Consider the following 14,205-nt stretch of genomic DNA (forward strand, 5'->3'; position numbering starts at 1 on the left):
CCGTGAAACTCAACTGGTCGCGCCGGCGGCCCCGACCGCCTCGGCGCCCTCCCGGGCACGCGCGTCGGCCCGCAGCGTCTCGATCTCGCGCTCGAAGTCGGCGAGCGAGTCGAAGGACCGGTAGACGCTGGCGAACCGCAGGTAGGCCACCTCGTCGAGGTCGCGCAGCGGCCCGAGGATGGCCAGCCCGACCTCGTTGCTGGGGATCTCGGCGGCCCCCTTGGCCCGGACGGTCTCCTCGACCTTCTGCGCGAGCAGCGCGATGGAGTCGTCGTCGACCGGCCGGCCCTGGCACGCCTTGCGTACCCCGCCGATGATCTTGGTGCGGCTGAACGGCTCGGTCACCCCGCTGCGCTTGACCACCGCGAGCACCGCCTCCTCGACGGTGGTGAACCGCTTGCCGCACTCCGGGCAGGACCGCCGCCGCCGGATGAGCTGGCCGTCGTCGGCCTCCCGCGAGTCGACGACCCGGGAGTCGGCGTGCCGGCAGTACGGACAGCGCATCGCCTGACCTCCTTCATCGACCGCGGGCACACCGGCCGGCTCCCGGGCACGCGTCACCGCGACGACGGCACCGTCCGGTGGCCGCCGCCGGGTCGGCGGTACGGGAGTGCGGTCGGTAACCGAACCCAACCTGTAGGCGACTTACGCCCGTGTAACCACTACATCTAGGGGTCGACCGTATGCCGTCGCACTAGCGAGGTCAAGTTGGCCGGCGTGTCCGGCGCGTCACCAGGATCACTCACCCGTCCCACCTCTTCCCGCCCGTCACCGAGGAGCCCAACGGCCCGCCGCCCCGGGGGTCACGGGGCACGACGATAGAACATTCGTTCGAGAGCGACGTACCATTTATCAGAACAGCCGTTCGGAAATCCAGGATTTCTGCGCGACACGCCGACAACAGGTCGTACAGATGTTTGAAAATGGCTGATCTCACCTATACGGTCAACAACGACCGGATGCGGCGTGTCGCGTCGGACCGGTCGGCAGCACCACCCGTACGCACCACGAGCCGCCAAGGCACCCAGCGCCGACCAGGGAGGACGGACGTGACCGAGGACCGGGCCAGCCGGCAGAAGAACCCGCAGCCGATCGACGGGGCGGGTCCGCCGGCGACCCGTCGGCCCCGCACCGCGCGCACCCGGGCGGCCCAGCCGGCCGTGCGCCCGGTCACACCGGTGGTCAGCAGCTTCCCCGACCCGACCACGGTCGACCTGACCGCCCGGCAGCGCCGGATCCTGGAGTTCATCCGGACCTGGGTGGAGCGGCACGGCTACCCGCCGAGCGTGCGCGAGATCGGCGAGGCGGTCGGCCTGGTCTCCCCGTCCAGCGTCGCCTACCAGCTCAAGGAGTTGGAGAAGAAGGGCTTCCTGCGCCGCGACCCGAACCGGCCGCGCGCGGTGGACGTCCGCGCCCCCAGCGACGTGCTCGACGACGAGGCGGCCCGGGCCCAGCGCCCCGCCCCGGCCTACGTGCCGATGCTCGGCCGGATCGCCGCCGGTGGCCCGATCCTCGCCGAACAGGCGGTGGAGGACATCTTCCCCCTGCCCCGCGAGCTGGTGGGTGAGGGCGAGGTCTTCATGCTCCAGGTCAAGGGCGACTCGATGCTCGACGCGGCGATCTGCGACGGCGACTGGGTGGTGGTCCGGCAGCAGCCGACCGCCGAGGCCGGCGACATCGTGGCCGCCATGCTCGACGGCGAGGCGACGGTGAAGACCTACCGCCGCCGCGACGGGCACGTCTGGCTGATGCCGCAGAACCCGGCCTTCGACCCGATCCCCGGCGACGACGCCACCATCATGGGTCGCGTGGTCGCCGTGCTGCGCCGGATCTGACCACGCTCGTCCGGGTGACCGCCCTGGTGGGCGGCCACCCGGCAGCTCGGTCAGTAGCGGTCGCCCCGGTACTCCCGGCCGCCCGACACCGGCCCGTACCGGCCCCGCTCGTCGTAGCCGCCGTCACCGCGGCGACCACCGCGCGGGTCCCGGGAGTCGGGCTCACGGCGCGGCGGTTCGCCCCGCCCGCCGCCGTAGGATCCGCCACCCTGCGGGCCACCGCCGTAGCCGCCACCGCCCTGCGGAGCGCCACCGCCGCCGTAGACGCCGCCCTGCGGACGCCCACCGCCCTGCGGGCCCCCACCGTAGACGCCGCCGCCCTGGGGGCGGCCGCCCCCGTACACGCCGCCGGCCGACGGCCGGCCCGGGGCGCCGTTCGGGGCGCTGCCGCCGTACATCCCGCCGTTGGGGGCCGCGCCGTAGACCCCGCCGGGCGGCGGGGCGAAGCCCCCGTCTGCGGGGAACTCGTCGCGAGACCCCGGCCGGCCGGCCGGCTCCGCGGGCGGTGCCGGCTTGCGGCGGGCCCGCAGGATGCCGAAGACGCCGGCGGCCACCATCAGCACGCCGATCACGCCCACCGCCGCGATCAGGTACGTGATCTCGTCGAGGCTCAGCCCCTCGATCCAGGACTTCTCCGCCGCCGGCTTCGTCAGGTCCTTGCCGGCGTTGGGCAGCGCCTCGACGCCGGCCGCGGACGGCGTGTAGCTGAGGATGTCGATCGGGTCGGCGGCGTCGAGCGAGCCACCGTCGGAGACGGTGACGAAGGACCTGCCGTCCGGCGTGTAGGAGATGGCCTCGCCGAACGGGTCGGCCAGCGGCGTGACCCGGGGCTTGCCGGCGAGCGCGGCGACGATGTTGCCGCCGGTCACGTCGAACTCGAAGGCGTCCGCGTAGGTGCGCAGGACCACCTTGCTGCCGTCCGGCGAGCGGGCCGCGCCGGTCACCAGCGCCCGGCCGGGCGAGCCCAACTTGTTCTCGGTGTTGGTCTTGGGGAGCGTGACCTCGCCGACCTTCTTCATCGGCACCGCTTCGAGATCGCCGCCGCTCTTCAGCTTCGCCGTGGGCGTGAAGATCTCCGACTTGCCGGACAGGTCCTTGGTGATGACCAGCGGCAGGTTGTCGTTGCCGATGAGCAGCGCCTCGGCGTCGTGCGGCTCCTGGCCGGGGTAGGTCAGCCGGTGCAGCACCGGCTGCTTCGACCCGCTCAGCGGCATGGTCCAGACCGCGACCCGCGGGCGCCGGGTCTTGCTCTCGACGTTGTCGCCGGTGTCAGCGATCCAGAGGGTCTTCTTGTCCGGCCCGACGGCCAGGTCCTCGGTGTCGAGGGGTCCGTCACCCGAGTAGCGGACCGGGTCCTTCGAGATCCCGCACTTGGTGTCGAGGAAGAAGACCTTCTTCCGGCTCTCGTCGGTGGAGCTGTCGTTGATCACGACGTAGCCGGTGCTCGTGGCGACGAGGCCGGACAGCTCCCGGAGCCGCTTGTCCTCGACGGTGCACTTCTTCTTGGGAGCCGCGGCCAGCACGGGGGCCGCGGCGGGTGCCGCCAGGGCGATCCCGGCCGGCGCCACGACCGCGCCGATCAGGCTGAGCGCGATCGTGACCGAGGAAACAGCGTGCCGCATGGCGCCAAGTGTCGCACGGCCCGCGTTTCGGGCGGGTGACGCCGGGAGCTCTCAGCCCCCGACGCCGACCCGCTCGTCCACGGTGAGCCGGTCCCCCGCCCGGTACGGCACCAGCTCGGCGGCGAGCGCCTCACCGACCCGCACGTGCAGCAGCGTGCCCTCCGGCAGGTGGGCGGTGCTCAGCACCTCGCCCTGCCGGTGCACCCGCGCCACCAGGTCGCCCCGGTCGTACGGGAGCACGGCCCGGACCTCGACGGCCGGGCGCGGCAGGCGCTGCTCGATCGCCTCGCGCAGCCCGTCGATCCCGCGCCCGGCGTGGGCGGAGACGAAGATCGCCTCGGGCCAGAGCCGCTTCAACCGCAGCAGCGTCTCCTCGTCGGCCGCGTCGATCTTGTTCACCACCAGCAGCTCCGGCAGCCGGTCGGCGCCCACCTCGGCGAGCACCTCGCGGACCGCCCGGACCTGCTCCTCCGGGTCCGGGTGGGTGCCGTCAACCACATGCACCACCAGGTCGGCGTCGGCGACCTCCTCCAGCGTCGAGCGGAACGCCTCGACGATCTGGTGCGGCAGGTGCCGGACGAACCCGACCGTGTCGGAGAGGGTGTAGAGCCGCCCGTCGGAGGTGGTGGCCTTGCGGGTGGTCGGGTCCAGGGTGGCGAACAGCGCGTTCTCCACCAGCACGCCCGCCCCGGTCAGCCGGTTGAGCAGGCTGGACTTGCCGGCGTTGGTGTAGCCGGCGATGGCCACCGCGGGCACCGCGTTGCGGGTCCGGCGGGCGCGCTTGGTCTGGCGTACCGTCGTCATGCTCTTGATCTCGCGGCGCAGCCGCGCGATCCGGTGCCGGATCCGGCGCCGGTCGGTCTCGAGCTTGGTCTCACCGGGACCACGCAGACCCACGCCGCCGCCGGCGCCACCGCCGCGACCGCTACCACCGGTCTGCCGGGAGAGGGTCTCACCCCAACCGCGCAGCCGCGGCAGCAGGTATTCGAGCTGGGCCAGCTCGACCTGTGCCTTACCTTCGCGGCTCTTGGCGTGCTGGGCGAAGATATCGAGGATCAGCGCGGTCCGGTCGACCACCTTCACCTTGGTGCGCTGCTCCAGGTTGCGCAGCTGGGACGGGGAGAGTTCACCGTCGCAGATCACCGTGTCGGCCCCGGTGGAGAGCACCACCGCGCCGAGGTCGTCGACCTTGCCCCGACCGACGTAGGTGGCCGGGTCGGGCCGGTTGCGCCGCTGGATCAGCCCCTCCAGCACCTGCGAGCCGGCCGTCTCGGCCAGCGCCGCCAGCTCGGTGAGGCTGTTCTCCGCGTCCTCCTGGGTCCCCTCGGTCCAGACGCCCACCAGGACGACCCGCTCCAGCCGGAGCTGGCGGTACTCGACCTCGGTGATGTCGGTGAGCTCGGTCGAGAGGCCGGGGACCCGCCGCAACGCCTGCCGCTCCGACAGCTCGAACTCGCCGGTGGTGGCCTCGAGCTCGTCGTCCTCGTAGGGAAGGAAGGTCTCCTGCTCTCGCAAACCGCGTCTCCTGTCCGTTATGTGCATTGCCGGGGGATTTCCCGCGCGTACGAGCAATCCTGACATGTGACAACGCCCGACGCACCTGCTATATGCCCGTGGCGCTACCCACCGGTAGCGGGGTCGGATGCCGACCGAGCTGGGCGGGCGAGTAGAAATGCCAGGCGAGCCGATCAGCAATGACGGAGGAGTTCTTCGTGGCCATCACCCGACTGCCGAGCGCCGGATTCTCGATCACGATCCGGATCGCGGTACCCGCGGACGCCTCGTCCATCGGGCGGCTGACCACCGCGGCGGGCGAGGCCGGCGCCATCGTCACCGCCCTCGACGTGGTCGACTCCGACCCGGCCCACGTCGTCGTCGACCTCACCTGCGACACCGCCGACGCCGCCCACGCCGACCAGGTGGTGAAGACGCTGACCGCGCTCGAGGGCGTGGACGTCCGCAAGGTCTCCGACCGGACGTTCCTGCTGCACCTCGGCGGCAAGATCGAGGTCAGCTCGAAGGTCGCGCTGCGCACCCGCGACGAGCTGTCCCGCGCGTACACGCCGGGCGTGGCCCGGGTCTGCCAGGCGATCGCCGAGAACCCGGCCGACGCCCGCCGGCTCACCATCAAGCGCAACACCGTGGCCGTGGTCAGCGACGGCTCCGCCGTGCTCGGCCTGGGCAACCTCGGCCCGGCCGCCTCGCTGCCGGTGATGGAGGGCAAGGCGGCGCTCTTCAAGCGCTTCGGCGGGGTGGACGCCTGGCCGGTCGTGCTCGACACCCAGGACACCGACGAGATCGTGTCGATCGTGAAGGCGATCGCGCCCGCGTACGGCGGGATCAACCTGGAGGACATCGCCGCGCCGCGCTGCTTCGAGATCGAGGCCCGGCTGCGCGAGGCGCTGGACATCCCGGTCTTCCACGACGACCAGCACGGCACCGCGATCTGCGTGCTGGCCGCGCTGACCAACGCGCTGCGCGTCGTCGGCAAGCAGCTCCAGGACGTCCGGGTGGTGGTCTCCGGCGCCGGCGCCGCCGGCACCGCGATCATGAAGCTGCTGCTCCGTCAGGGCGTGGGCGACATCATCGCGTACGACCGGCAGGGCGCCCTGCACCGCGGGCTGCCCGACCTCAACCCGGCCTGGCAGTGGCTGGCCGAGCACACCAACAAGGAGAACTACTCCGGCGACCTGCCCGGGGCGGTCCGGGGCGCGGACGTCTTCATCGGGGTGAGCGCACCGAACCTGCTCACCGGCGAGGACATCGCCACCATGGCCAAGGACGCGATCGTCTTCGCGCTGGCCAACCCCGACCCGGAGGTCGACCCGCGGGAGGCGCGCAAGCACGCCGCGGTGGTCGCCACCGGCCGGTCCGACCAGCCGAACCAGATCAACAACGTGCTCGCCTTCCCCGGCGTCTTCCGCGGCATGCTCGACGCGCACGCCGAGGAGTTCACCGAGGAGATGGCGATCGCGGCCGCCCGGGCCATCGCGGACGTGGTCGGCGAGGACAAGATCAACCCGACGGTCATCGTGCCGAGCGTCTTCGACTCCCGCGTCGCCCCCGCGGTCGCGGCGGCGGTCCGCGCCGCCGCCCAGAACCCGGCCACCACGCCGCCGCCGGCCGCCGACCCGGGCCCCGCCGACCTCCCCGAGATCGCCGCCAACGCCAGCGCCACCCCTTGATCAACTCACTCGGGGGCCGTGAGGGGTGAGGGCGGAGGGGGTCACCTCGCCGGTGGCGACCAGCACGGCGGGGCCGGAGAGCCAGCAGGAGTCGTCGGTGAGCGTCACCGTGAGGCGGCCGCCGGGGACGTCGACGGCCATGGCGCCGGTTTCCCGGCCGGCGTCGCGCAGGGCGACCGCAGCCACCGCGCAGGCGCCGGTGCCGCAGGAGAGCGTCTCGGCGGAGCCCCGCTCGTAGACCCGCATCAGCACGTGCCCATCGGTGCCCGCGACCGGCTCGCCCGGGGCGGTGAACTCGACGTTCACCCCGGCCGGGAAGACGGCCGGGTCGACGTCGGGCGCCCGGGTGAGGTCCAGGCCGGCCAGCTCCAGGCCGGCGGGCAGGGCGCAGACCAGGTGCGGGTTGCCGACGTCCACCGCCGCGCCGGTCAGCGTCAGCCCGCCGATGGTGGCGGTGCCCGTGTCGTAGAGCCGGGGGCGGCGCATCTCGACCGCGACCGCCTCCCCCTCGACCCGCGCGCGCACGACGCCGGCCCGGGTGGCCACCGGCAGCGCCGCGCCGGACGGGCTGGCCAGCCCGGTCTCCAGCAGGTAGCGGACGAAGACCCGGGCGCCGTTGCCGCACATCTCGGCGAACGAGCCGTCGGAGTTCCAGTAGTCCATGAACCACTCGGCCTCGCCGGCCAGGGCGGCGCCCTCCGGATGCTTGGCGGCGCGTACCACCCGCAGCACGCCGTCCGCGCCGATCCCGCGCCGCCGGTCGCAGAGCGCGGCGACCAGCCCCGGCGTCAGGTCCAGCGCGCCGTCCGGGTCGGGCAGGATGACGAAGTCGTTGCCGGTGCCGTGGCCCTTGGTGAACTCCACGCCCCCATCATTCCCGATGCTCGGCGACCAACCGCAGGGCCGTGTCCAGAAACGAAGGCGAGGCCGAGTCCAGCCAGTGGATCCGCGGGTCGCGCCGGAACCAAGAGCGCTGCCGGCGGACGAACCGCCGGGTGGCCCGGACCGTCTCGTCGTGCGCCTCGACCTCGGTCAGCTCCCCGGCCAGGAAGCGCAGCACCTGCTGGTAGCCGAGCGCGCGGCTGGCCGTACGCCCCTCCGGCAGGCCGTGGCCGACCAGCGTCCGCGTCTCCGCGACCAGGCCGTCCGCCCACATCCGGTCCACCCGCAGTGCGACCCGCTCGTCCAGCAGCGCGGTGTCCAGGTCCACCCCGAGCTGCACCGACGGGTAGTAGGGCGTGGGCTCCGGCAGCGACGCGGTGAACGGGGCGCCGGTCAGCTCGATCACCTCCAGGGCCCGGACGATCCGCCGCCCGTTCGTCGGCAGGATGCCGGCCGCGGCCACCGGGTCGGCCTCGCGGAGCCGGGCGTACAGCGGGGCCGGGCCGCCCGCGGCCAGTTCCGCCTCCAGTCGCTCCCGCACCGCCGGGTCGGTGCCGGGAAACTCGAACTGCTCCAGCACCGCCCGCACGTAGAGACCGGAACCGCCGACCAGCAGCGGCACCCGGCCCCGGGCCAGGATGTCGTCGACCGCCGCGCGGGCCAGCTTCTGGTACTCGGCGACGCTGGCCGGCTCGGTCACCGCCCAGATGTCGAGCAGGTGGTGCGGGACACCCTCCCGCTCGGCCGGGGTCAGCTTCGCGGTGCCGATGTCCATGCCCCGGTAGAGCTGCATCGAGTCGGCGTTGACCACCTCGCCGTCGAGGGCGTGCGCCAGGGCGATGCTCAGCGCCGACTTCCCCGCCGCGGTCGGCCCGACCACGGCCACCACGGTCCGGGTCACACCCGCTCCCAGTTCGCCACGAAATAGGCAACGCCGTAGGGGGCCTGGTGGTAGCTGAGGTCGCCGCGCCAGTCGCCGCCCGCCGCGCGGACCGCGCCGGCCAGCACCTGCCACGGCGCCCGCCCGGCCACCTTCAGCTCCGCCGAGAGCACCGGGTCCAGGCCGAGCAGGGCCGCCGCGTCCGCGCCGGCCAGGGCCGCGGCAACCCCCTCGTCGTACGCGGGCGCACGCGGGTCGTCGTAGCCGGGCGCCTTGACCCCACGGCAGGCCGACCCGTCCCCCAGCACCAGCAGCGCGGTACGCCGCTCCGCCTCGGCCACGATCGTCGACCCCAGCTCGGCGCACTCGACCGGCGAGGCGTCGGCGGCCACCGCGCGGGCCAGCCGGGGCAGGTCGGTGCCGGAGCGGCCGACCAGCCAGGCCCCGATGGTCAGGCTCAGCGGCAGCCGCTCGCCCCCGGCGCAGTTCTGCCGCCACAGCGGGACCGGGCGGTCGAGGCCGTAGCCCCGCAGCGACCCGTGGTCGGCGGGCCGGAACACCTCGCTCCGCGGCCCACCCCCGACCAGCAGGACCACCTCAGGGGCCGCGGCGAACAGCCGGGTCAGCGCGGCGTCGCCGGCGGCCCGGAGGTCGTCCAGCTCGCCGGCCGCGGCGCCGGCCACTTCGGGTACGAGCAGGGGCGGGTGGGGGCAGACGGCGGCGGCGACCAGAGGCACCCGTTCAACCTATCCGTATCCCCCGGTGCGTCCCCGCGCCGATCCGGTCATCGAGGCGCTACGACACCGTATGGTCACGGTCGACGACAGGCGCTCGACACGGACGGGGTCGGACCTGTGACAATGCCGGAAGTAACTTTGCTGCGCCGTGGCGGCGATCGAGGGGGCAGCCCCGTCGACGCCGGGAGAACGAGGATGGGCACATGAGCGACTGGACTGCCTTCGGACGGGTGGACGAGGACGGCACCGTCTACGTCAAGACCGCCGAGGGCGAGCGGGTGGTCGGATCCTGGCAGGCGGGGGCCCCGGAGGAGGGGCTGGCCCACTTCGCCCGGCGCTTCGCCGACCTGGTGACGGAGGTGGACCTGACCGAGGCCCGGCTCAACTCGGGCGCGGCGGACGCCGGCCACTCGCTGACCACGATCCGGAGGATCCGCGGCTCACTGGCCGAGGCGCACGTGGTCGGCGACATCGACGCGCTGGCCGCGCGCCTGGACAAGCTGGCCGGCGTGGCCGAGGAGAAGGCCGGCGAGGCCAAGGCGGCCCGCGACGCCGCCCGCGGCGAGGCGCTGGCCCGCAAGACCTCCCTGGTGGAGGAGGCGGAGAAGCTGGCCGCCGAGTCGACCGGCTGGAAGACCGCCGGGGACCGGCTCAAGGAGATCCTCGACGAGTGGAAGACGATCCGCGGGGTCGACAAGAAGACCGACGGTGAGCTGTGGAAGCGGTTCGCCGCCGCGCGCGACGCGTTCACCCGCCGCCGGGGCGCCCACTTCGCCTCCCTGGACCAGCAGCGCAAGCAGGCGCAGTCGATCAAGGAAGAGCTGGTCACCGAGGCCGAGAAGCTGAAGGAGTCCACCGACTGGGGCGTCACCGCCAACCAGCTCAAGGACCTGATGGCCCAGTGGAAGGCTGCCCCGCGGGCGTCCAAGGAGGCCGAGCAGAAGCTCTGGGAACGGTTCCGGGCGGCGCAGGACGCGTTCTTCAGCCGGCGCAGTGAGGTCTTCTCCGCGCGGGACAACGAGCAGCGCGCCAACCTGGAGCGCAAGCAGGCCCTGCTCGCCGAGGCCGAGGCGCTCGACGTGGACGGCGACCCGAAGGGCGCCCAGGCGAAGCTGCGGGACATCCAGGCGCAGTGGCACGAGGCCGGCCGGGTGCCCCGCGAGGCGGCCGCCGGGCTGGAGCGCCGGCTGCGCGTCGTGGACGACAAGGTCCGCGAGGTCATGGACTCGGCGTGGCGGCGGACCACCAAGGAGGACAGCCCCCTGCTCGCCCAGATGCGGGCGCAGGTCGCCGAGGCCGAGGAGCGGCTGGCCCGGGCCCAGGCCGCCGGTGACGCCCGGCGGGTCAGGGAGGCCGAGCAGGCCCTCGCCTCGAAGCGTCAGTTCCTCCAGCTGGCCGAGCAGACCAGCTGACCGGTTAGGAAGGGGCCCTTGTTAACGCCTGGCGTTAACAAGGGCCCCTTTCTTGCTTCAGTGGGCGGCGCAGCCGCCGGCCGGCGCGGGCGCCACGGCCGGCGCGCCGATGGTGGGCAGCCCGAGCAGCACCCCGGGGGTACGCGGGGCGCGCCCCGCCTCGGCGGCGTCACCGGCCCGGGTGCGCCGGTGCGACAACGGCGCGCCGTCGGCGTTGAGGTGGTGCGGGGCGGCGTACGTGACGGTGGTGTGCACGATGTCGCCGGGGCGGATCTGCCCGGCGAGCGAGCCGGCGTCGAAGTGCACCAGGCGCCCGTCCCGGGCCCGGCCGGACATCCGGCCGGTGCGCTCGTCCTTGCGCCCCTCGCCGACCGCGACCAGCACCTCGACGGTCTCCCCGACCAGCTTCCGGTTCTCCGCCCAGGTGATCTCCTCGACCGTGGCGATCAGCCGCTCGTAGCGCTCCTGCACCACCTGCTTGGGGAGCTGGCCGTCCATGATGGCGGCCGGGGTGCCGGGGCGCTTGGAGTACTGGAAGGTGAACGCCGAGGAGAATCGGGCCTCCCGGACCACGTCGAGGGTCTTCTCGAAGTCGGCGTCGGTCTCGCCGGGGAAGCCGACGATGATGTCGGTGGTGAGCGCCGCGTCCGGCATCGCCGCCCGGACCTTCTCGATGATGCCCAGGTACTTCTCCGACCGGTACGAGCGGCGCATCGCCCGCAGCACGTCGTCGGAGCCGGACTGCAGCGGCATGTGCAGCGAGTGGCAGACGTTCGGCGTCTCGGCCATCGCGGCGATCACGTCGTCGGTGAAGTCCTTCGGGTGCGGGCTGGTGAAGCGCACCCGCTCGAGGCCGTCGATGTCGCCGCAGGCGCGCAGCAGCTTGCCGAAGGCGTAGCGGTCGCCGAACTCCACGCCGTAGGAGTTGACGTTCTGCCCGAGCAGGGTCACCTCCAGCACGCCCTCGTCGACCAGGGCGCGCACCTCGGAGAGGATGTCGCCGGGGCGGCGGTCCTTCTCCTTGCCGCGCAGGGAGGGCACGATGCAGAACGTGCAGGTGTTGTTGCAGCCCACGGAGATCGACACCCAGCCGGCGTACGTCGACTCGCGCCGGGTCGGCAGCGTGGAGGGGAAGACGTCGAGGGACTCGAGGATCTCCACCTCGGCGGCGGCGTTGTGCCGGGCCCGCTCCAGCAGCACCGGCAGCGAGCCGATGTTGTGCGTGCCGAAGACCACGTCCACCCAGGGAGCCTTGCGGACGATCTCGCCGCGGTCCTTCTGGGCCAGGCAGCCGCCGACGGCGATCTGCATTCCGGGGTGCTTGTCCTTCACGGGGCGCAGATGACCCAGGTTGCCGTAGAGCCGGTTGTCGGCGTTCTCCCGGACGGCGCAGGTGTTGAACACCACCACGTCGGGGTTATCGTCGGCCTCGGCGGCGCGCACGTAGCCGGCCTGTTCGAGCAGGCCGGAGATGCGCTCGGAGTCGTGCACGTTCATCTGGCAGCCGTACGTGCGCACCTGGTAGGTGCGCGGGCTGCCCGCGGCTGCGGTAGTCATGACGGGAACAGCGTATCCGGGCCGAGCTGGTCGGACCGAACGAGGAGGAGCCGTGTGCCGGAGCATCAAGACCCTGCGTGAGCCGTACGTGCCGGTGGTCACCGAGGAGGACGTCCGGGCGGCCGCGCTGCAGTATGTCCGGAAGATCTCCGGGTTCCGTACCCCGGCCGCGCACAACGCCGCCGCATTCAACGCCGCGGTGGACGCGGTGGCCGCCGCCACCGCGACGCTGCTGGACCAGCTCCTGGTCCGCGGTCAGCAGCCGGCGGTCCGGGCCTGACCCGGCAGGCCCGCGCCGCTGCCGCTCAGGCGGCGGCGAGGGCCGGGGCGACCGAGTCGGGCGCCCAGCGCGAGCGGTGGCACTGCGACCAGCCGCGGCAGCCCGGGTGGGCGAGGGTGCAGAGCCGCTGCTCGCTGAGCACCTCGCCCTCGTCGGTCTCGACGATGTCGAAGTGCACGGGGCGGATCGTGCCGTCCGGCGCGACCAGCAGGTGCCGCCCGGCGTCGAGGGTGTCGTCGCGCATCAGGCAGTTGCGGTCCAGCAGCCGGGCCAGCGCCGCGATGCTGGGCAGCTCGGGCAGGTCGTCGGGCACCCCGTAGCAGTCGACCAGGGTGCCGTACCTGCCGGGCGCCTCCCAGACGTCGCAGATCACCGCGTACGTGGGGAGTCGGGCCGGGTCGGCGACGGCGAGGGGCATCACCACCCGGCCGAGCGCCTCGGCCAGCGCCGGGTAGACCTCCACCGGTGCCGCACCGTCGATTCTCCAGTTCCACAGCTCGGTCATTCCGCCTCCTCGCTGTGCTCGTCCCACCGGCCTCCGGATCGGGCCTTACTGACGATGGTGGAGTGCATTTGGCCTCAGCCGGGGGCAAGTTACCGGTCTGTGACCATTACGGGCAAAATTTCCGGGGGCAACATTGCCCAGAGTAGCGGGAAGATGACAGTTTATCGGGTACGGTGCCGCAGCCGCGACGGGGATCTCCCGGGGAGCGAGCGCCACTCGACCCTCACCGGACCTGCACCAGGTGCTCGCTCGCCGGCAGCAGCTCGCCGATCACGGTGCCGCCCGGCACCTCGCCGGCGACCAGCAGTCCGCCGGAGGTCTGCGCGTCGGCCAGCAGCAGCCGCTCCCCCTCGTCGGCCCGGCCGAAATCGGTCCGCGGGGTCACCCAGTCCAGGTTGCGTCGGGTGCCGCCGCTGACGTACCCGTCGCGCAGCGCCTCGCGGGCCCCTGGCAGGTACGGCACGGCCGCCGCGTCGACGGCCACGGTGAGCCGGCTGGCCCGGGCCAGCTTCGAGGCGTGCCCGAGCAGCCCGAAGCCGGTCACGTCGGTGCCGCAGCGGATGCCGGCGGCGACCGCGGCGCGGGCCGCGTCCCGGTTGAGCCGGGTCATCGCGGCGACGGCCTCCGGGAATCGCTCCCCGGTCTGCTTGTGTCGGGTGTTCAGCACGCCCACGCCGAGCGGCTTGGTCAGCGAGAGCGGCAGGCCGGCCCGGCCGGCGTCGAGGGTGATCAGTTCCTCCGGACGGACCACGCCGGTGACGGCGAGACCGTACTTCGGACCGTCGTCGTCCACGCTGTGCCCGCCGGCCAGGTGGCAACCGGCCTCCCGGGCCACGTCCTGGCCGCCGCGCAGCACCTCCCGGGCCAGCTCCAGCGGCAGCACGCCCCGGGGCCAGCAGAGCAGGTTGAGCGCGACGAGCGGGGTGCCGCCCATGGCGTACACATCGGAGAGCGCGTTGGCCGCGGCGATCCGGCCCCAGTCGTATGCGTCGTCCACCACCGGGGTGAAGAAGTCGGCGGTGCTGACCAGCCCGGTCCGCTCGTCCAGCCGGACGACTGCGGCGTCGTCGCCGTTCTCCAGCCCGACCAGCAGGTCGGCCGCGCCGGTGGCCGGGCCGAGGCCGGCGACCATCGCCTCCAGCTCACCCGGCGGTATCTTGCACGCGCAGCCACCGCCACGGGCGTAATCGGTCAGCCGGAGCCGCTCGGTCATCTCCACATGATCTCCGTGAAGGGCCGGGCCCGCCACTCGGACAGGCCGGTTGGTGACGGAATTCGGACTCCTCGGCACGCCGGTGACCGATGTTACC

Annotated in this window: 13 protein-coding genes; 4 read left to right on the forward strand and 9 right to left on the reverse strand. The window is 73.2% G+C overall.

Annotated features, from left to right (window positions below; genetic code table 11):
• Positions 1 to 9: 9 nt before the first annotated feature.
• Positions 10 to 504: a transcriptional regulator NrdR gene (nrdR, locus tag Q2K19_RS02845; protein ID WP_302767363.1), complete on the reverse strand. Its 495-nt coding sequence runs from the start codon at positions 502 to 504 to the stop codon at positions 10 to 12.
• A gap of 545 nt (positions 505 to 1,049) precedes the next feature.
• Here nrdR and lexA point away from each other — a divergent pair.
• Entirely contained in the window at positions 1,050 to 1,835 is a 786-nt protein-coding gene (gene lexA, locus Q2K19_RS02850) for a transcriptional repressor LexA (RefSeq protein WP_302767365.1), read from the forward strand.
• A 50-nt stretch (positions 1,836 to 1,885) separates the two neighbouring features.
• Here lexA and Q2K19_RS02855 read toward each other — a convergent pair whose 3' ends face one another.
• A complete protein-coding gene (locus Q2K19_RS02855; protein ID WP_302767367.1) occupies positions 1,886 to 3,457 on the reverse strand; it encodes a hypothetical protein in 1,572 nt (523 codons plus the stop codon).
• A gap of 51 nt (positions 3,458 to 3,508) precedes the next feature.
• Positions 3,509 to 4,972, reverse strand: coding sequence for a GTPase HflX (hflX, locus tag Q2K19_RS02860; protein WP_302767368.1), 1,464 nt, complete (start codon positions 4,970 to 4,972; stop codon positions 3,509 to 3,511).
• A 197-nt stretch (positions 4,973 to 5,169) separates the two neighbouring features.
• Here hflX and Q2K19_RS02865 point away from each other — a divergent pair, with 197 nt between their 5' ends.
• Positions 5,170 to 6,642, forward strand: a complete 1,473-nt coding sequence (locus Q2K19_RS02865) for a malic enzyme-like NAD(P)-binding protein (protein ID WP_446839699.1) — start codon at positions 5,170 to 5,172, stop codon at positions 6,640 to 6,642.
• Here the strand turns inward: Q2K19_RS02865 and dapF are convergent, their stop codons facing one another.
• From dapF to Q2K19_RS02880, 3 genes are read right to left on the reverse strand one after another with little or no spacing between them, the layout of a single operon-like run.
• A complete protein-coding gene (dapF, locus tag Q2K19_RS02870; protein WP_302767372.1) occupies positions 6,643 to 7,506 on the reverse strand; it encodes a diaminopimelate epimerase in 864 nt (287 codons plus the stop codon).
• Between the two features lie 7 nt (positions 7,507 to 7,513).
• Positions 7,514 to 8,539 (reverse strand): tRNA (adenosine(37)-N6)-dimethylallyltransferase MiaA, encoded by a 1,026-nt coding sequence (gene miaA, locus Q2K19_RS02875; protein WP_302767374.1) that lies wholly within the window; start codon positions 8,537 to 8,539, stop codon positions 7,514 to 7,516.
• Complete coding sequence (locus tag Q2K19_RS02880) at positions 8,422 to 9,141, reverse strand: class III extradiol dioxygenase subunit B-like domain-containing protein (protein WP_302767375.1); 720 nt, start codon at positions 9,139 to 9,141, stop codon at positions 8,422 to 8,424. The genes miaA and Q2K19_RS02880 overlap by 118 nt, the downstream gene beginning before the upstream one ends.
• A gap of 203 nt (positions 9,142 to 9,344) precedes the next feature.
• Here Q2K19_RS02880 and Q2K19_RS02885 point away from each other — a divergent pair, with 203 nt between their 5' ends.
• Entirely contained in the window at positions 9,345 to 10,553 is a 1,209-nt protein-coding gene (locus Q2K19_RS02885) for a DUF349 domain-containing protein (RefSeq protein WP_302767376.1), read from the forward strand.
• 57 nt (positions 10,554 to 10,610) lie between these two features.
• Here Q2K19_RS02885 and miaB read toward each other — a convergent pair whose 3' ends face one another.
• Positions 10,611 to 12,110, reverse strand: coding sequence for a tRNA (N6-isopentenyl adenosine(37)-C2)-methylthiotransferase MiaB (miaB, locus tag Q2K19_RS02890; RefSeq protein ID WP_302767378.1), 1,500 nt, complete (start codon positions 12,108 to 12,110; stop codon positions 10,611 to 10,613).
• 52 nt (positions 12,111 to 12,162) lie between these two features.
• Here miaB and Q2K19_RS02895 point away from each other — a divergent pair, with 52 nt between their 5' ends.
• Positions 12,163 to 12,390, forward strand: coding sequence for a DUF2277 family protein (locus Q2K19_RS02895; protein WP_302767380.1), 228 nt, complete (start codon positions 12,163 to 12,165; stop codon positions 12,388 to 12,390).
• A 25-nt stretch (positions 12,391 to 12,415) separates the two neighbouring features.
• On the opposite strand, the gene Q2K19_RS02900 is transcribed toward Q2K19_RS02895, so the two are convergent.
• On the reverse strand, positions 12,416 to 12,895 hold the full coding sequence (locus Q2K19_RS02900) for a hypothetical protein (protein ID WP_302767383.1): 480 nt from the start codon (positions 12,893 to 12,895) through the stop codon (positions 12,416 to 12,418).
• A gap of 223 nt (positions 12,896 to 13,118) precedes the next feature.
• Positions 13,119 to 14,108, reverse strand: coding sequence for a selenide, water dikinase SelD (selD, locus tag Q2K19_RS02905; RefSeq protein WP_302767386.1), 990 nt, complete (start codon positions 14,106 to 14,108; stop codon positions 13,119 to 13,121).
• Between the last annotated feature and the right edge of the window lie 97 nt (positions 14,109 to 14,205).

It is taken from the genome of Micromonospora sp. NBRC 110009 (assembly GCF_030518795.1).
Lineage (GTDB): Bacteria > Actinomycetota > Actinomycetes > Mycobacteriales > Micromonosporaceae > Micromonospora.

What these genes read in the sequence shown, in the direction of transcription:
- nrdR (WP_302767363.1), bottom strand. Translation starts at nt 504, where the DNA reads ATGCGCTGTCCGTACTGCCGGCACGCCGACTCCCGGGTCGTCGACTCG.
- Q2K19_RS02855 (WP_302767367.1), bottom strand. Translation starts at nt 3,457, where the DNA reads ATGCGGCACGCTGTTTCCTCGGTCACGATCGCGCTCAGCCTGATCGGC.
- Q2K19_RS02885 (WP_302767376.1), top strand. Translation starts at nt 9,345, where the DNA reads ATGAGCGACTGGACTGCCTTCGGACGGGTGGACGAGGACGGCACCGTC.
- miaB (WP_302767378.1), bottom strand. Translation starts at nt 12,110, where the DNA reads ATGACTACCGCAGCCGCGGGCAGCCCGCGCACCTACCAGGTGCGCACG.
- Q2K19_RS02900 (WP_302767383.1), bottom strand. Translation starts at nt 12,895, where the DNA reads ATGACCGAGCTGTGGAACTGGAGAATCGACGGTGCGGCACCGGTGGAG.
- selD (WP_302767386.1), bottom strand. Translation starts at nt 14,108, where the DNA reads ATGACCGAGCGGCTCCGGCTGACCGATTACGCCCGTGGCGGTGGCTGC.